We start from the raw sequence: 16739 nt of genomic DNA on the forward strand, positions 1-16739 counted from the left end.
CGCTCCTCTACGTATACAGATGGCAACGAACCGTGTGGGTGCGCGAACCGGCAACGAACATCTCATCCGGCATCACCGTATCGCACAGACCAGGGATAGCCGCCGGGCAGCGCGGATGGAACGGACAGCCGGGCACGGTCGAATACGGGTCGGGCACCGTGCCCTTGATCGACTCGAGTTTCTGACCGCGAGCAACACCGAGGCGCGGGATCGAACGCAGCAGCGAGATCGTGTACGGATGCTTTGGATCGTAGAAAATATCATCAACGGCTGCGCGTTCAATGATCCGACCAAGATACATCACCGCAACCTCATCGCACATCTGCGCAACAACCCCCATATTGTGGGTGATAAACATGATTGAGGTGCCGATCTCGTGTTGCAGGTCGCGCATCAGATCGAGAATTTGCGCCTCGGTGGTCACATCGAGCGCGGTTGTCGGCTCATCGGCGATGAGCAGGGTTGGGTTGCAGGAGAGCGCCATCGCAATCATCGCGCGCTGGCGCATCCCGCCGGACAATTGATGCGGGTAACTGTCGGCAATGCGTTCGGGATTGGGCATACCGACCTTACGCAGAATATCGACGGCGCGGCGGCGCGCCTCGGCTTTATCCTGCGTCTGATGCAGCAAAATGGCTTCCTCGATCTGATGACCGACTGTATAACACGGATTGAGCGAGGTCATTGGCTCCTGGAAGATCATCGAGATATGGTTGCCGCGGATTTTGCGCATCTCAGGACCGTTTTTCTCGAGTTTAGTGATGTCGATCACATCACTGGTGTTGAACTCACGGAAGAGAATGCGCCCACCTTCGATCCGTCCAGGAGTCAATTGCATAATCGACAACCCGGTCTGACTTTTACCGCATCCCGACTCGCCGACCACGCCGAGCACCTTGCCGCGCGGGATGTTGAACGAAACACCGTTGAGTGCGCGCACAACGCCGAGCGTGGTGTAGAAACTGAGCCGCAGATCTTCAACGCGCACGACATCATCTTCACTGACAATCTGGACGCCGGTCGCCGCCGCTCCGGTCCCTGTCGCTACATTCGTCATGGAAGAACTCCTTTATGCATACGGATCGACGGCATCGCGCACGCCATCGCCGAGCAGATTGAATGCCAGCACCGTAATGATAAGCAGAGCCACCGGAATCAACAGCCAGGGGTAGGTCACAACCGCCTGTACCGTCTGCGCATCACGCAGCAGAATCCCCCAACTGACCGCCGGCGGCAGAATGCCAAGCCCCAGGAAACTCAGCGCCGTTTCCAGCCCAATCGCGCCAGGGATTGCCAGCATGCCGACCACTACAATATGGCTCATCGCGTTGGGAATCAGATGATGCGTGATCACATGCCAGTGCGACGCGCCTGCGGCAATAGCGGCAGCAGTGTAATCCGCGCTGCGGAACGCCAGCACCTTCCCGCGCACCTCGCGCGCCAGACCGGTCCATCCGATCACAGCGATCACGATGGTGATCATGAAATAGCGCACGGTGATCGGCACATTGAGCGGCACGGCGGCGGCAAGCGCCATATAGAGCGGCAGATCGGGGAATGACCGGATCAACTCGATCAGGCGCTGAATGAGGTTATCGAGCGCACCGCCAAAATACCCCGATGCCGTCCCGACGATCGAACCGATCACAACAAACAGGAAGACGCCAAAGAAACCGAGCGTCAGCGAGACCTGCGAGCCTTTCAAAATGCGCGAGAAGAGATCGCGCCCTTCTTTATCGGCTCCCCAGAGAAAGATTTTGGCATTCGAATCAGGCGGCGCTTCGATGCCGAACAGGTGCAACCGCGACGGGAACAGACCCAGAAAAGAGTATTCATGTCCCTGAACGAAGAAGCGGATCGGATAGATCACGCTCGTGTCGGGCGTATAGATCCACTGGAACCGCTCCATGTCCAGTTCTTGCTTCAATCCATAAATGCCCGGACCTTCCGGCCCCCAGACAATCTGTGTCGGTGGCGCGAACGAATTATTCGAGTCGAGCACATCGTGTGGATACGGCGCAATAAAATCGGAGAGGATCATGATCGTGTACATAAACCCGAGCACGATCAGAGCGCCGACCGAAAGCTTACTCTGGCTGAAGCGTCGCACCATCAGTTTCCACTGCGGAATCTGGCCGACATCTTCTTGCTTCTTGCCTTTTGCTACTTTGGGCAGTTCACCTGCGGCTGTTGCCATGGTTCTATCCTTCCGGTAACACTCAGCGCAACACTGTTTGCCATTTTATTCGAGCCGCACACGCGGATCGACCCAGGCGAGCAGCAGGTCGGCGATGAGGTTGCCAACCAGCAGCAACGCGGACAGCATGACGAGGATCGTTCCGGCCAGGTACATATCCTGCGAACGCAACGCATCGAGGTAAAGGGGACCAATCGTCGGCAGGCTCAAAATGATCGCAATCAGCGTTTCACCGACCACCAGCGCCGGCAGCAGCGTCCCAAGCGACATGACCAGCGGGTGGATAGCGTTGCGCACGGCATGCTTCCAGATGACGGTCGACTCTTTCAATCCCTTCGCGCGCGCCGTCTGGATGTACTGCATATTCAGCACATCGAGCAGATTAGCGCGCATCACGCGCGTCAAACCGGCAGTCGCTCCAATTGCCAGGACAACGATCGCAATCCAGACGTGGCGAATAAAGTCCCACAGTTTGGCAAGGCTCCAGGGCGCGTCGGCATACTGCGGCGAGAAGAGACCGCCAATCGGTTGATCCCACAGGCGTGACGCTGTAATGAGCAAAATCAGCGCCAGCAGGAATCCGGGGATGGAGAGTCCTAAAAACTGGACAAAGGTGATCAAATAATCTGGCCAGGTGTAACGATGGGTTGCCGAGTAGACGCCAATCGGAATCGCAACCAGCCAGGTGAAGAGGAGCGCCGTCAACGACAAGCCAAACGAAATGCCCAAACGGTTATAGATACGCTCGGCAACTTTCTGATCGGTCTCGAATGAGGTGCCAAAATCGCCCTGCAACGAGCGTGAAATCCACTTCCAGTATTGAACATAGAATGGATCATCGACGCCGTAGCGATCACGCAAAGCCTGGATCATCGATTCGGGGAGGTTTCCGCCCTGCATCCGCAGACGCTGAATCTGCACATCAAGAATCGATCCTGGCGGCAACTGAATGATCCAGAATCCCACAAAGGAAACGACTATCAACAAAAAGAACATGTTGACCAGGCGTCGGGCAATGAAGTTGAGCATCTTCGCCTCACTCTGTTGACAGATAGATACCCGAAGGGTGGGGTCCGAGCCTCGCGCTGTGCATCAAATACTTGCCCGCCTGAGCGATGTGCCGGGAAGAGCGCCGATTGCCGCTTCCGGCGGGGGGTGTATCAGGGACCGACCCCGCCTCCCGCAGACTTCAACAGCGCCTGCGGGAGGCGGAGCGCGCCTCAGAAACTACGCCGTATGCGCCTCAGGATTATCCCAGTACCAGGTCTCCGGGTCATAGGTCGCCGGAGAGGGGATGATCCACGGATTGACGAAACCGCCCAACCCTTCCTTCAAAAGGTCATCGCGGGTCGGCACGTTCATCAACCCCTTCTTCACCAAAATGATGCGCGGCGGGTTTGCGATCGTCCCGGTAAAGAACGGACCCTCCTCGATGTGGACTTTGATCATATCCCACACGAGTTGGTGGCGCTTCATCGCATCTGGCTCCACCTTGCTCTTGTCGAACAGTTCGTGAAGCTTGCCAATCGCCGGCATATAGTCCGGCTCGCCACGATTGATGCGCGGCGGGTTGCGGTCCCATGGGTTCTTATCCAGTTCCTCCTTCTCCGACGCAGTGCCGCGCAGCGTATACCCGCGACCGTGCAGCGGCGCCCAGCGCTCGGTCTCATCCGCCACCAGCCAGGAGGGGAAGACCAGGTGGTTGGGACCGTCGCCGACCTCCCAGGTGGTCTTCATCGGCAACTCGCCGGCGCGCCACTTCTCGTCGGCGCCCTCACCCGGAATAGGTGTCAGCACCGCATCGATCCCGATCGCCTGCCAGTCGCGCGCCAGGCGCTCGTTCTTCGACAGGTGCTCACCGCCGGGCGCCTGATCGGCGCCATAGGTGATCTGAATCTGAAGCGGACTGCCGTCCGGCATCGTGCGCTTGCCATCAGGTCCCTTCTTGTAGCCGGCTTCGTCCAGAATCTGTTCAGCCAGCGCCGGATCGTACTTCACGTAGCTATCGCGCCAGGCGGCATACACCTGCTTGCCCTGATCGTTGATGTTGTACTCGATGGCCTTGGGGCTGAAGGTGCCGGTCGTCAGTTCGCCCAACCCGAAATAGACCGCTTTCTGCACATCGGCGCGATTGTAAGCGTGTGACAGCGCCTGGCGGAACTTCGGATCGCGGAACACGGCGCGCATCTTCGGGTCCTTGAAGTCCATGTTGAAGAAGTAGAGCGAACCGGTGCCCGAACCCGAGTCCCAGAAGCGCACCTCGAGACCGCTCTTGGCTTCGGCGTCGCGCAACGACTGCACATCCGCCAGACCCTGGCTGTGGAAGTGCGCATGATCGGCGCGCCCCTCGGTGTACGCCAGTTTCTCGATCTCCTTGTCCTTGACCGCCGTCACAATGATCTGGTCGATATACGGCAACTGGTTGCCTTCCTTATCGACCGCCCAGTAGTACGGGTTGCGCGACCAGACAGCGCGGACGCCCTCCTCGAAGATATCCAGTTTCCAACCGGTCAGGCGCGGGCAGTCGGGGTTGTTGTGGTTGAACTTGCGCTGATGCTCTTCCCAGTCCTTATACTTATCGGGGTTGAGCACCGGGTTGAACTGCTCCATGTAGTGACGTGGCATAACCCAGGCCGGACCGATGAACATGTTGACCCACATTGCCAGACGGTCCGCCGTGAGCGGCGCCGGCGCGTCGAACACCATCTCGAAGGTGTAATCATCCGGCGCATTGAGTGTCATCAGGGTGCCGGTGCCGGAGCGCGCCTCGTCAGGCGGGCTGTTGATCGGCTTGAGACCGGCGGGGTACTCCTTCTCCTTGCCGTTGCCGCCGACCGTGTACTCCCACCAGTACATAATGTCTTTGGTGGTGAAGGGTTGACCGTCACTCCACTTGATCCCTTCGCGGATCTTGAACGTCCACTTGCTCGCGTCGGCATTCGATTCCCAGCTTTCGACGAAGCCTGGACCAATCGCCAGACCATCCTTAAGCCAGCGCAGCGGCGACGAGCCATACTGCATCTCGTGGATGAAGCCGGTGATACCCCAGTTGTTGTTGTAGGTCTTCTTCAGCACGCCGCCGTACTTGCCAACTGTGAGCCAGGAGTGTGGCGGAGTGTAGGGGTTCTTCGGCAGGCGCTCGTCCACCGGCGGCAGTTTACCTTCCTGCACCAGTTTTGCCAGCATCGGCGCTTCTTTGTATTGGGTCGTCACCGGGGGAACAGCTGTTGCGGCTGGAGGAGTGGTTGGAGCGGGCGCCGCTGGCGCTGTGGTCGGTTGAGGCGCGGCGGGCGCTGTCGTCGGTGCGGTGGCAGGCTGACCGCCGCCGCCACAGGCGGCAATCGCTGCGCTTGCCGCCGTCACAGCGGACAGGCGCAGGAATGTGCGCCGGTTGAGCTTTCGAGCGTTGCTCACGTGGTACCTCCTTGTCAGAGCATCTGTACGTTGTTGACTTTAAACCGTGGAATAGCATCCGGGGGTCGATGCTCGCCGTTGGCGGAGCACACACCGTTTAAGGGTCTACACCATTGTTACCCCTTTCCAGGTTTTTGTGCACGGCATTCATAAAGTATTGTATCGCTGTTTCGAGAGGCTGTCAAACTGAACCGGTCAACCTGTGAAGAGAGGCGCATTCCTGCATCAGCCCCGCAATCACGGGGCTTCATAGCACGGTCGTTGCCATCCCCATGTGCTGCACTCTGCCCGTGCCCTGAGCCGGGTGCGAGAAGGGTGCGCGTATGAGCGTAGCAGGCATGCATGTCCGCCGCGCGTGGGGGTGCCGTCCCACGGTCCCACGGTCCCACGGTGGGCGCGCCAGTGTGCGCGGTCATTGCGAGACCGGCGCAGCCGGTCAAAGCAATCCCCTCACCCCCGCCCCTCTCCCGCGCGCAGGGGCGGGGAGACCGGCGCCGCGCGTGGGGGTGCCGTCCCACGGTCCCACGGCGGGCGCGCCGGTGTGCGCGGTCATTGCGAGACCGGCACTGCCGGTCGAAGCAATCCCCTCACCCCCGCCTCTCTCCCGCGCGCAGGAGCGGGGAGACCGGCGCCGCGCGTGGGGGTGCCGTCCCACGGTCCCACGGCGGGCGCGCCGGTGTGCGCGGTCATTGCGAGACCGACGCAGCCGGTCGAAGCAATCCCCTCACCCCCGCCCCTCTCCCGTGCGCAGGAGCATGGAGACCGGCGCCGCGCGTGGGGGTGCCGTCCCACGGTCCCACGGCGGGCGCGCCGGTGTGCGCGGTCATTGCGAGACCGGCGCAGCCGGTCGAAGCAATCCCCTCACCCCCGCCCCTCTCCCGCGCGCAGGAGCATGGAGACCGGCGCCGCGCGTGGGGGTGCCGTCCCACGGTCCCACGGCGGGCGCGCCGGTGTGCGCGGTCATTGCGAGACCGGCGCAGCCGGTCGAAGCAATCCCCTCACCCCCGCCCCTCTCCCGCGCGCAGGAGCATGGAGACCGGCGCCGCGGGAGCGGGGAGACCGGCGCAGCCGGTCGAAGCAATCCCCTCACCCCCGCCCCTCTCCCGCGCGCAGGGGCGGGGAGACCGGTGCCGCGCGTGGGGGTGCCGTCCCACGGTCCCACGGCGGGCGCGCCGGTGTGCGCGGTCATTGCGAGACCGGCACTGCCGGTCGAAGCAATCCCCTCACCCCCGCCTCTCTCCCGCGCGCAGGAGCGGGGAACCGGCGCTGCGCGCCGGTGTGCGCGCGGGGGTTCGGTCCGTCCTCCTGGGTGGGATTGAGATCTGCCCCTGCCTGCCGACTTGTGTCCGTGCCGCACCTGCCCACAGACTCAGAATCTTACGCCAAGCGCCTGTTCGATCCAGGCGATCCACGGCAGGCGCCGTTGTTCTGTCAATTCGGGCAATGGCTCACGATAGATCTCAAACGCGCGCACGGTGAAGAAACAATCCTTCTTCCAGCCACGACAATCGAGCCGTCCAATTACTGTACCTTTGTTGGGGGTTACGATCAGGAGATTGGCGCCGTAGGTGATGTCGTTGACGGTGTCGGGCCAGGTGCGCTCGATTAAGACGCTCTCGTAGGCAATGCCACGTTGATCGAGCACATATCCGATTGCGTCGGAGAACGTGGCGAAACTCCGCGGGCGCAGAAATACCGCCGCAAGCGCCAGCGCCACACAACTCAGGATGCACGCGGCAATGACGAGTATCGGCAGAACGTGTTTTGTGAGGTTTCGCACAGATGTCAATGGTCAGGCGCTTCCACGTTCGACAAGGAACGTTCAACGCGCTACAGGCGCGATTTCAGCCAGACGTTGCATCCAAACCATCCACGGCAACGGTCGCGCGGCGCTGATGTCGGGAATTGGCTCGCGGTCGATCGCAAGGCGCGCAATGGTCACCCGGCAACGACGGCGGTCATCGGCGCACTCGAGACTGCCGGGAACGACAGCGCCGCCGGGGAGCGTAACGCTGACTGCGGCGCTGTACGGGTAAACCGACGGTCCATACGCATAGTAGTTGACTGCTGCGGGCCAGACCTGTGCAGTAACAATGCGTTCGTGCGCAATCCCGCGTTGTTCGAGCACGAAGGCAATGGCATCTGCATGGCTAGTAATCGGGCGTGGGCGCAAGGCGACCAAAAGCGCTCCTGCGAGGAGGCAGGCGGCGGTTGAGGCGCTGATCAGGATGAATGTGTATCTGGAGGGTCGCATAGAGATTGGGAACTGAGAACCGCGAACCAGGTGAGCGCGCCGGCGATGTGCCGTTCGCCTGTCGCATGGGCGCGCCAGCAGTGCGCCCCTACTTATTCATCTTTCGTGTGACCTCGTCTGACTCTTTCTTTCTTCGGCAAGCCGGTCTTCTTCGTCAAGTCACGGTCGGTGGCGAACCAGAGTTCGGGCGGGATGTTGAAGAGCGCAAAGGCGTAGTTGCCCATGGGCAGCCAGTACTCCCATTCTTCTGGCGTGCGCCCCTGGTAGGTCAGCACAATCTGCCACTGCGCAACATACATGATCCACACCTTGCGCTTTCGTATTTCATCACCGTCGCGGAACGTGTAGATTCGCTCGAACTTAATCAGATTGCCGTAGGTGTCGTCAGAACTCGACTCGATAACGCACTCTGGAAGTTGCGCCAGGCCCTCGGCGATACCCTTCTGAAGCAGCGGCAGGTCTTCCGCGACCGCTTCGGCTTCAAGTTGACGCACCCAGGCAGAGAAGAAGGTCTGCGGATTCTCGCGTTCAGGCGAAAACATCACTCCTTCGAGACCGTTATCCAGTTCGAAGCGGTACCAGTCGGAAGGGTACCGAAAGGTAAATCGCCCGTGCGGATCGGCATAGGTGTCAACGCCGATAAAGCGCGGACGCGGCGGACGTTCAGTGCTGGTCATAGGACTGCTCGTTTCTTTCTTCAGGCAGCGCATTTGCTGTGCTGTGGGTCAGGTGTGGAGAATCTGCGTCTCGGTAGCAACGTATGCTACCATGAAAACAGATGCCAGGCAAGAGCAGCAGATGGCGGGACGAAACGCGTCGGTAGCGCACCGAAGGGAGGATGCTAAGACGGTGAAAAACGGAAAAGTTCCCTGATCCCTAACTCTAGTTGCACAATCCCTCTCGAACGTGTATACTAAACGTGTGCATGCGGTGCAGAAGCGGGTTCGCGCCGCAATGGTGCGCCGGGAGGGGGTGAACGGGTTGTTCTTCCGCACCGAAAGAGTGATCTGGTGCGTGTAGATATTCCGAAGCTATGCGAGTAGAACGACGCGACGGTGAAACCGTCGATCAATTGCTTCGTCGCTTCAACAAAGTTGTCGTCGCTGAGCGCATTACCAAAACGTTCCGTGAGAAGATGCACTTTGTTTCCGAAAGCGAAAAGCGCAAAGAGAAACGTCGCCGCGCTGAGCGCAATCGCCGCAAGAAGGCGTTACAGCAGGCTCAGTAGAGGGAGTGACGCACGATATGGCGCAGAGCGCCGGGTTTTTTGCCCGGCGCTCTGTGCTGCCTGATGAGTATGCTATAATGCAACGAATGGTACAAAACTATGGCGGCTGCTCTGATCGACAAACTTGCCAGCATCACGGCGCGTTACGATGAACTGCTCGATCTGATGGCGCAACCCGATGTTGCGACCGATCCGGTGCGGTTGCAGCGGTATGCGCGTGAGCAGCGCGAACTTGAACCGCTTGTCGAGGCATATCGCGCGTACCGTGATGTGGAGCGTCAGATTGAGGATACGTCGTTCCTGCTGGAACACGAGACCGACCAGGACGTGCGCCAATTGGCGCAGGACGAACTCGATCATCTGCTGGAGCGGCGTGCGCAACTCGAGCAGCAAATCAAGGTCTTATTGCTCCCGCGCGACCCGAATGACTCGAAGAATGCGATTATGGAATTGCGGCAGGGTGAGGGCGGCGATGAAGCGGCGTTGTTTGCCGCCGACCTGTTCCGCATGTATACGCGCTACGCCGAGCAGCGCGGCTGGGATATCGAAGTGATCAGCGCCACCGAAAACGGGCCGGGCGGCTATAAAGAGATTATTTTTGAGGTCAGGGGCGAAGGCGCATACAGCCGCCTCAAGTACGAAGGTGGCGTTCATCGCGTGCAGCGCGTGCCGGCCACGGAAGCGCGCGGGCGGATCCATACTTCGACGGCGACCGTGGCGGTGCTGCCCGAAGTCGAAGAGACCGACATCGAGTTGAACCCGTCCGACTACCGGGTTGATGTGTTCCGTTCGGGAGGGCATGGCGGGCAGGGCGTCAACACGACCGACTCGGCCGTGCGGATTGTCTATAAGCCCGGCACGCCGGAAGAAATTGTTGTCACCTGCCAGGATAGCCGTTCGCAGTTGAAGAACAAGGCATCGGCGCTGGCAGTTTTGCGCGCGCGTCTCTATGCTCGCGAAGAAGAGAAGCGCCGCAAAGAGTTGGGCGAGACACGTCTGGCGCAGGTCGGCGCCGGTGAACGCGCCGAGAAGATTCGCACCTACAACTTTCCTCAGGACCGGGTGACCGACCATCGTATCGGACAGAACTTCTCTAATCTTCCGGGTATTCTTGATGGCGATCTCGACCGTCTGATCGATATGCTGATCATTGCCGACAACGCCGAGCGTCTCGAGTCCGTCGCAGCCCGGTAAAGAGATGGAAGGGGGGCATCTCGACCGGCCGCCAACGCACTGCGCGCCTCGCTTGCGCATGCCCTCTATGAGACCGGTCGTTGCCCTTCGCTTCGCTCAGGGTCAACTCAGCGAGGAATCCGAGCGGGTTCGCGCACGACCCCTCGCTCTGCTCGGGGTGACCATGCTGGATGTTCACAGGGAATTGGTATTATATGGTGAATCGAATAATCGCTACGGACCTGCCCGCCCCGCGCGATGAATATTGCCGGCTGCGGGAAGCGATGCTCGCCTTCGCGGGATCGCGCACAATGGCTCGCAATCCATGAGTCGCCAGCCTGAGCGCTGCGGCAAGGGCGCGACGCCGTACCGTGCATGCTCAGACCTCTGTCGCCGGCGAGAGAAACGAGGTGATCGTGAGCGCGCAGCAGCAACGTATCTCGGCGCTCGATGAGTTTATCGTCCGCATGCCCAAGGTCGAACTGCACCTGCACCTGGAAGGCGCTATTCGCCCTGCCACCCTGCTGGCGCTCGCCGAGCGCAATGGCGTGGATCTGCCGGCACGTGACGAAGCGGGGGTGGCGCAACTCTTCACCTATCGCAACTTCCACGAATTTCTGACCGTCTTCATGGTCCTGGCGCGATCATTGACGACCGGGCGCGATTTCGAGCAGGTCGCTTACGAATTGGGAGTGCATCTGGCGGAACAGAATGTGCGCTACGCCGAGGTGATGATTTCACCGGTACAGTACCACCGGCGCGCCCTCGATCTCGACGAGGTGGTGCAAGGAGCAGCGGCTGGATTTATACGCGCGGCGCGTGAGTACAATGTTCGTGTGGGGCTGGTGTTCGATTATGGACGACAGTTCGGCGTCGATCTGGCCTGGAATCTGCTGGAAAGCGCCATTCGCAACATGAAACACGGCGTGGTGGGATGGTCGATTGGCGGCGACGAGATTAACCATCCGCCGGAGCCGTTTGCCGAGGTCTTCGCTGCTGCGCGTCGCGCAGGCTTGCAGGTGATGGCGCATGCCGGAGAAGTGGTTGGTCCCTTGAGCGTCTGGAGCGCCATCGAGACGCTCGGCGCGCGACGCATCGGGCACGGCATCCGCAGCATCGATGATCCGGCGCTGGTGGCGTACCTGCGCACCCACAATGTTGTTCTCGATGTTTGCCCCACCAGCAATATCCGAACCGGCGCCGTTTCTTCGCTCGATGCGCATCCGTTACGGCGTCTCTTTGATGCCGGCGTGCCCTTAACGCTCAATACTGACGATCCGGTGTTTTTTGGAACGACCCTGTGTCGTGAGTATCGTCTGGCAGTTCAGCACTTCGGCTTCACCGCCGATGATCTGGTGCGCCTCACGCTAACCGGCGCGCACGCCGCATTCCTGCCCAAAGCGGATCGCCTGGCGCTGGCGCGTGAACTCGAACGAGAGATTGCAGATCTGCGCGCAGACTTGGGCGTATAATACTCCATTGCATCAGGATACGCTAGCGGTTGCCGCCTGGATTGAACAATCTGACCTGATCGGCATCGTCAACATCGGATAGTAACTGCGTGATGGTGTAGTACAGCACAGGATGCATCAGATTGGGCGCAATTTCAGCCAGCGGCTTCAGGACGAATGCGCGTTCAGCCAGGCGCGGATGCGGGATGGTCAGTTCGAGCGACTCCATCTGCACTGTGCTGTAAAGGAGAATATCAAGATCGATAGGACGCGGACCGTACTGAATGCCTCGACGCCGCCCCATTGCGCGCTCGATCTTCTGAAGTTCGGCAAGGAGTTCCAGTGGCTTGAGCGTGGTATGCCCCTCGAGGACGGCATTGATAAATGCATCATCGCTGACATAGCCAGGCGGCGCATGGACATACAAGTGCGAGACGCGAGTCACGTCGATGATCCGGCTTAAACGCTCAACCGCTTCGCGCAATCGCGCAACGCGATCGCCGAGATTGCTGCCAAGCCCAATGTACACGGTGGTGCTGCGCATCGTCACACTGTCGCATATAATCACCTCCAGCATACCATAAGACCATCGATCTTGCTGGAAGCGTGGATTGAGCCGTTCCCTGCCCGATCTGACCGAACCAGAGAAAGGAGAACAACCATGTCGTCGGTCGAACACAGCATCTTCATCAACGTGCCGGTCGATACCGTGTTCGAGGCGCTGCTGCGCGTCGAGGACGCACCAAAATGGGTTGTTGGACTTGAGGAGGTGCATGATGTCACCGGACGCGCCATTGGCGACACCTTTGCGTGGACATTCAAAATGGCAGGGACATTGACTTTTCGCGGCAAAACAACGTTTGCCGCTATCGAACCGGGACGCTACCTGCGTGAAGAGGGCAGCGGCGATCTGTCGAATGTCTGGTCGTGGCGGTTGACGCCGGAAATGAGCGGCACACAGGTGCATGTGCGTATCGATTACACCGTTCCGGGTGGCGCATTGATCGGCGGCATTCTCGATAAACTGTTCGTCGAGCGCCAGAACCAGAAGGACCTGGAGCAGTCGTTGAGCAATCTGAAGCAGATGCTCGAAGGGTAGCGCATATGGGCGAAAAGCAAATCCTCGATGCCGACGACATTCGCCGCGCAATGACGCGCATTGCGCACGAGATTGTCGAGCGCAACGCTGGTGTGCGCGATGTGGCGCTTGTCGGCGTCCGGCGGCGCGGCGTTCCCCTGGCGCTGCGTCTTGCAGCGGCGCTGGAAGAGATCGAAGGAGTCCGCGTACCGGTCGGAATTCTCGATATTACGCTGTACCGCGACGATCTCGGCATTCGTGGACCGGCGCCGGTCGTGCATGCGACCGACATCCCCTTCGACATCAATGGGCGCACGGTAGTTCTGGTGGATGATGTACTGTATACCGGGCGAACCGTGCGCGCGGCTCTTGATGCGCTTACCGATTTTGGCAGACCGGCGCGCATTCAACTGGCAGTGCTGATTGATCGTGGCCATCGTGAACTGCCGATCCGCGCCGATTTTGTGGGCAAAAACGTTCCGACATCGCGGGATGAACGGATCGCCACACGCCTGCACGAGGTCGATGGCGGTGTGGATGGCGTCTTCATCGTGCGTGTTTCGGAGAGCACAACGGAATAAGGAGCCGGTTATGAGCGTACCTGCGGCAGCAGGAGCCGCCAGACATCGTCGACGCCACGTGCTTGATCTCGATGATTTCTCTGCGCAAGAAATCGATGAAATCCTCGAAACTGCCGTCAGCATGAAAGAGGTGCTCGGGCGTGCCATCAAGCAGGTGCCGACGCTGCGCGGGAAAACCATTGTCAACATGTTCTTCGAGGAAAGCACCCGCACGCGCATCTCGTTTGAACTTGCCGGAAAAGCGCTTTCCGCGAATGTCGTGAATTTTACCGCGCGTGGCAGCAGCGTGGAGAAAGGCGAGTCGCTGATCGATACGGTGCGCACGCTTCAGGCGCTCGGCGCTGATATGCTGGTCATGCGCCATAGTGAATCGGGCGCGCCCTATCTCGTCGCACAACACTTCCACGGGTCGGTCATTAATGCCGGTGACGGACGGCACGCGCATCCGACTCAGGCGCTGCTCGATCTGTTTACCGTGCGGCAGCGTCTGGGACGCATCGAGGGGTTGAAGGTCGTGATTGTCGGCGATATTCTGCACAGCCGCGTCGCCCGGTCCGATCTCTGGGGGTTTACCCGGATGGGAGCATTGGTGACGCTCTGCGCCCCACAGACGTTGATCGGTCCCGAGGCGTTCTGGAAAGCGACCTGGCCCGATCTGACGATCACCAGCAACCTTGATGAGTGTGTCCGAGACGCTGATGTGATCATGACGCTGAGGTTGCAGAAGGAACGGATGGAAGCAGGATTGCTCCCTTCGCTGCGGGAATACACCCGCTTTTTTGCGATCACTGCCGAGCGCGTGGCGCGCGCCGCGCCGCACTGTCTGGTAATGCATCCCGGACCGATGAACGAAGGCGTCGAGATTATGCCCGATGTGGCCGTATCGGCGCAATCGGTCATCGAAGAGCAGGTCGCCAACGGCGTGGCGGTGCGGATGGCATTGCTGTATCGTCTCTCCGGCGAGTAAAGCGAGTTTCTATGCGGTATCTGATCAAAAATGGTTCGATCATCGATCCGGCACGGCGCGTCGCTACGATTGGCAATGTGCTGGTTGAGAACGGCAAGGTCATTCAGGTCATTGATCTTGCCGATCTGACGGTGGCGCCGGAACCGCTCGATGACCATACCGAGGTGATCAACGCCCGCGGCGCGGTGATCGCCCCCGGATTCCTCGACCTGCACGCCCATGTGCGCGAACCGGGAGAGGAACACAAAGAAACGGTTGAAACTGCCACAAAAGCGGCAGCAGCCGGCGGATTCACGACGCTGTGCGTGATGCCGGATACCCGCCCGGCGATCGACTGCGCTGCCGTTGCGCGTCAGGTGCGCGAGATCGCCCGGCGTCGCGGTCTGGTGCGTATCGAACCGATTGGCGCTATCACGCTTGGGCGCGCAGGTCAGACGCTCACCGAAATGGCGGAACTCGTCGAAGCAGGGTGTGTCGGTTTCTCCGACGAAGGCAACGCTGTGGCGGATGCGGCAGTGATGCGTAATGCGCTGGCATACGCAGCGATGCTTGATGTGCCGATTATGGCGCACTGCGAAGATGTGCGCCTGACCCGCAACTGGGGCATGCACGAGGGTGCGGTCAGCATTCGTTTGGGTTTGCCGGGGTATCCCGCCGCTGCGGAAGAGGTGATGGTTGCGCGCGACATTGCGCTGGCTGAAATGACCGGCGCTCATCTGCATATCTGCCACGTCAGCACGGCCGGCAGTGTGGCGCTCATTCGCGCTGCCAAAGCGCGTGGCGTGCGGGTGACTGCTGAGGTGACGCCCCATCACCTGACGCTTACCGATCAGTGGGTGCTCGGAAATCTCGCCGCAGTGCGCGGCGGGGCAAAGGCGGGACAACGCAGCAGTCGTGAGCAGAGTGAGATGAGCGATGATGGACTTGATCTCCCTTCGCGCCTTAAACCAACGCTTCTGCCTCCCTATCATACCTCAACTCGCGTTCGTCCGCCGTTGCGCACGGAACAGGATATCGAGGCGCTGATCGAAGGATTGCGCGATGGCGCCATCGATGCTATCGCGTCCGATCACGAACCGCAGAGCGCCGTCGAGAAAGCGTGCGAATATCGCCTGGCAGCGCCGGGGATCAGCAGCCTGGAGACCGCCCTGGGGCTTGCGCTGACACTTGTTCATCGCGGCAAACTCGATCTGGTCGATCTGGTCGCCAAGTTTACTGAGGGTCCGGCAACGGTGCTGGGGCGCGCGCCGGCAACCCTGCGTCCCGGTTCGCCCGCCGACATCGTGATTTTCGACCCGGACTCGCCGTGGACGGTCGAGCCAGAGAAGTTCTTCTCGAAAGGGCGCAATACGCCGCTTGTCGGGCAGCGTCTCAAAGGTCAGGTGATGCTGACGATGTGCCGTGGGCAGATTGTCTTCCGGCGCGGCAACTTCGGCGTTGGCACCGGCGCCTTGCAGCAGGCGTCGCGGCTGGAAGGCATTCTCGGTGGTGAGAACGAGGAATAATGGCGCGCCAGCATACGTTGGAGATCACCGATCATCGTCGGGTGACGCCGCGCCTCCGTTGGCTGGCGTTACGCGCCCCCGACCTGGCGCGGGATGCGCGTCCCGGCCATGCGCTGCTGGTGTGGTGCAATGATCCTGGAGACGCATATCGCTTGCTGCGCCGACCGCTGTTCATCGCTGCGGCGCTGCCTGAGATCGGGCAGGTGGCGTTGCTCTACGAACCGGACGAGCCAGGGCTGGCGTGGCTGGCGCGGCGCACGCCGGGGGACACGCTCGATGTGGTCGGGCTGTGCGGACGCGCGCTCCTCTTCACCGATCGCCAGCGCAATCTGCTGCTAATCGGCGCGGGCGTTGGGCTGGCTGCATTGCTCTTCGTTGCGCGCACTGCTCCGCTCCATACCGCTGTTACGCTGATCGCCATTGCCGGCGACCAGGATGGTCTCCCACCACCATTTTTGCTGCCCTCTGCGGTTGAGTACGAGACTGTTGTGAATGCCAGCCTGACCACAGCGGTTGCAGAGGCGCTTCAACCGGCACGCGGAACCTCGCCGCTGGCGTGGGCTGATGCGGTCGTCGCGGCATTGCCGCACCACGCGCTTGCAGCGCTGGTACAGCGCATTCGAGCGGTGCGATTGCGCCAGCCGTCTGGATTTGCGCATGCGCTCATCGCGTCGCCGCCAGGATGCGGGTTCGGCGCATGCGGCGTGTGCGCCGTCGAACTGCGCAGCGGCATACGCTTGCCGTGCGTTGAGGGTCCCTGGTTCGATCTGCGTGATGTCAGGGAGTTCTGATTCGCATGATCTCTCATCTGGGCGATCCTATGCAACCACCGGCCGGTCAGGAATGCGCCGATCTCGCGGGCGTCCACATCACCCAGACGATGCATCTGAC

Annotated in this window: 16 protein-coding genes; 8 read left to right on the top strand and 8 right to left on the bottom strand. The window is 60.6% G+C overall.

Features of this window, described 5'->3' with window-relative positions:
* Window positions 1–7 precede the first annotated feature (7 nt).
* The 7 genes from RCAS_RS12490 to RCAS_RS12520 form a co-directional block, all read right to left on the bottom strand.
* Window positions 8–1057: an ABC transporter ATP-binding protein gene (locus tag RCAS_RS12490; protein ID WP_012120925.1), complete on the bottom strand. Its 1050-nt coding sequence runs from the start codon at window positions 1055–1057 to the stop codon at window positions 8–10.
* Window positions 1058–1069: 12 nt separating this feature from the next.
* Window positions 1070–2197 (bottom strand): ABC transporter permease, encoded by a 1128-nt coding sequence (locus tag RCAS_RS12495; RefSeq protein ID WP_012120926.1) that lies wholly within the window; start codon window positions 2195–2197, stop codon window positions 1070–1072.
* A 45-nt stretch (window positions 2198–2242) separates the two neighbouring features.
* Window positions 2243–3226 (bottom strand): ABC transporter permease, encoded by a 984-nt coding sequence (locus RCAS_RS12500; protein ID WP_012120927.1) that lies wholly within the window; start codon window positions 3224–3226, stop codon window positions 2243–2245.
* A gap of 198 nt (window positions 3227–3424) precedes the next feature.
* On the bottom strand, window positions 3425–5611 hold the full coding sequence (locus tag RCAS_RS12505; RefSeq protein ID WP_012120928.1) for an ABC transporter substrate-binding protein: 2187 nt from the start codon (window positions 5609–5611) through the stop codon (window positions 3425–3427).
* A 1369-nt stretch (window positions 5612–6980) separates the two neighbouring features.
* Entirely contained in the window at window positions 6981–7391 is a 411-nt protein-coding gene (locus RCAS_RS12510) for a hypothetical protein (protein WP_232280006.1), read from the bottom strand.
* 42 nt (window positions 7392–7433) lie between these two features.
* Window positions 7434–7793, bottom strand: a complete 360-nt coding sequence (locus tag RCAS_RS12515) for a hypothetical protein (RefSeq protein ID WP_198135925.1) — start codon at window positions 7791–7793, stop codon at window positions 7434–7436.
* A 164-nt stretch (window positions 7794–7957) separates the two neighbouring features.
* A complete protein-coding gene (locus RCAS_RS12520) occupies window positions 7958–8542 on the bottom strand; it encodes a hypothetical protein (protein ID WP_041330728.1) in 585 nt (194 codons plus the stop codon).
* Between the two features lie 356 nt (window positions 8543–8898).
* On the opposite strand from RCAS_RS12520, the gene rpsU reads away from it, so the two are divergent.
* From rpsU to add, 3 genes are all read left to right on the top strand, one after another.
* Window positions 8899–9093 carry a 30S ribosomal protein S21 gene (gene rpsU / locus RCAS_RS12525; RefSeq protein WP_012120932.1) on the top strand — a complete coding sequence of 65 codons (195 nt, stop codon included), beginning with the start codon at window positions 8899–8901 and terminating at the stop codon, window positions 9091–9093.
* A gap of 111 nt (window positions 9094–9204) precedes the next feature.
* Window positions 9205–10287: a peptide chain release factor 1 gene (gene prfA, locus RCAS_RS12530; protein WP_041331986.1), complete on the top strand. Its 1083-nt coding sequence runs from the start codon at window positions 9205–9207 to the stop codon at window positions 10285–10287.
* Between the two features lie 395 nt (window positions 10288–10682).
* The gene (add, locus tag RCAS_RS12535) at window positions 10683–11738 is read left to right on the top strand and encodes an adenosine deaminase (protein ID WP_232280007.1); all 1056 of its coding nucleotides are present in this window, start codon (window positions 10683–10685) and stop codon (window positions 11736–11738) included.
* A gap of 22 nt (window positions 11739–11760) precedes the next feature.
* Here the strand turns inward: add and folK are convergent, their stop codons facing one another.
* The gene (gene folK / locus RCAS_RS12540) at window positions 11761–12294 is read right to left on the bottom strand and encodes a 2-amino-4-hydroxy-6-hydroxymethyldihydropteridine diphosphokinase (protein WP_232280008.1); all 534 of its coding nucleotides are present in this window, start codon (window positions 12292–12294) and stop codon (window positions 11761–11763) included.
* 84 nt (window positions 12295–12378) lie between these two features.
* On the opposite strand from folK, the gene RCAS_RS12545 reads away from it, so the two are divergent.
* From RCAS_RS12545 to RCAS_RS12565, 5 genes are read left to right on the top strand one after another with little or no spacing between them, the layout of a single operon-like run.
* Window positions 12379–12816: an SRPBCC family protein gene (locus RCAS_RS12545; RefSeq protein ID WP_012120936.1), complete on the top strand. Its 438-nt coding sequence runs from the start codon at window positions 12379–12381 to the stop codon at window positions 12814–12816.
* A gap of 5 nt (window positions 12817–12821) precedes the next feature.
* On the top strand, window positions 12822–13376 hold the full coding sequence (gene pyrR, locus RCAS_RS12550; protein WP_012120937.1) for a bifunctional pyr operon transcriptional regulator/uracil phosphoribosyltransferase PyrR: 555 nt from the start codon (window positions 12822–12824) through the stop codon (window positions 13374–13376).
* 10 nt (window positions 13377–13386) lie between these two features.
* Window positions 13387–14343, top strand: a complete 957-nt coding sequence (locus tag RCAS_RS12555; protein WP_012120938.1) for an aspartate carbamoyltransferase catalytic subunit — start codon at window positions 13387–13389, stop codon at window positions 14341–14343.
* Window positions 14344–14354: 11 nt separating this feature from the next.
* Complete coding sequence (locus tag RCAS_RS12560) at window positions 14355–15848, top strand: dihydroorotase (protein WP_012120939.1); 1494 nt, start codon at window positions 14355–14357, stop codon at window positions 15846–15848.
* Complete coding sequence (locus tag RCAS_RS12565) at window positions 15848–16639, top strand: iron-sulfur cluster-binding protein (RefSeq protein WP_012120940.1); 792 nt, start codon at window positions 15848–15850, stop codon at window positions 16637–16639. Before RCAS_RS12560 ends, RCAS_RS12565 begins: the two co-directional genes overlap by 1 nt.
* Window positions 16640–16739 lie beyond the last annotated feature (100 nt).

It is taken from the genome of Roseiflexus castenholzii DSM 13941 (genome assembly GCF_000017805.1).
GTDB classification, from domain to species: Bacteria; Chloroflexota; Chloroflexia; order Chloroflexales; family Roseiflexaceae; genus Roseiflexus; species Roseiflexus castenholzii.

Excerpts from the sequence above, each read along its gene's own strand:
- pyrR (WP_012120937.1), top strand. The coding sequence starts at position 12,822 with ATGGGCGAAAAGCAAATCCTCGATGCCGACGACATTCGCCGCGCAATG.
- RCAS_RS12495 (WP_012120926.1), bottom strand. The coding sequence starts at position 2,197 with ATGGCAACAGCCGCAGGTGAACTGCCCAAAGTAGCAAAAGGCAAGAAG.
- RCAS_RS12545 (WP_012120936.1), top strand. The coding sequence starts at position 12,379 with ATGTCGTCGGTCGAACACAGCATCTTCATCAACGTGCCGGTCGATACC.
- RCAS_RS12500 (WP_012120927.1), bottom strand. The coding sequence starts at position 3,226 with ATGCTCAACTTCATTGCCCGACGCCTGGTCAACATGTTCTTTTTGTTG.
- RCAS_RS12520 (WP_041330728.1), bottom strand. The coding sequence starts at position 8,542 with ATGACCAGCACTGAACGTCCGCCGCGTCCGCGCTTTATCGGCGTTGAC.
- RCAS_RS12565 (WP_012120940.1), top strand. The coding sequence starts at position 15,848 with ATGGCGCGCCAGCATACGTTGGAGATCACCGATCATCGTCGGGTGACG.
- RCAS_RS12555 (WP_012120938.1), top strand. The coding sequence starts at position 13,387 with ATGAGCGTACCTGCGGCAGCAGGAGCCGCCAGACATCGTCGACGCCAC.
- rpsU (WP_012120932.1), top strand. The coding sequence starts at position 8,899 with ATGCGAGTAGAACGACGCGACGGTGAAACCGTCGATCAATTGCTTCGT.
- RCAS_RS12490 (WP_012120925.1), bottom strand. The coding sequence starts at position 1,057 with ATGACGAATGTAGCGACAGGGACCGGAGCGGCGGCGACCGGCGTCCAG.
- RCAS_RS12560 (WP_012120939.1), top strand. The coding sequence starts at position 14,355 with ATGCGGTATCTGATCAAAAATGGTTCGATCATCGATCCGGCACGGCGC.
- folK (WP_232280008.1), bottom strand. The coding sequence starts at position 12,294 with ATGCTGGAGGTGATTATATGCGACAGTGTGACGATGCGCAGCACCACC.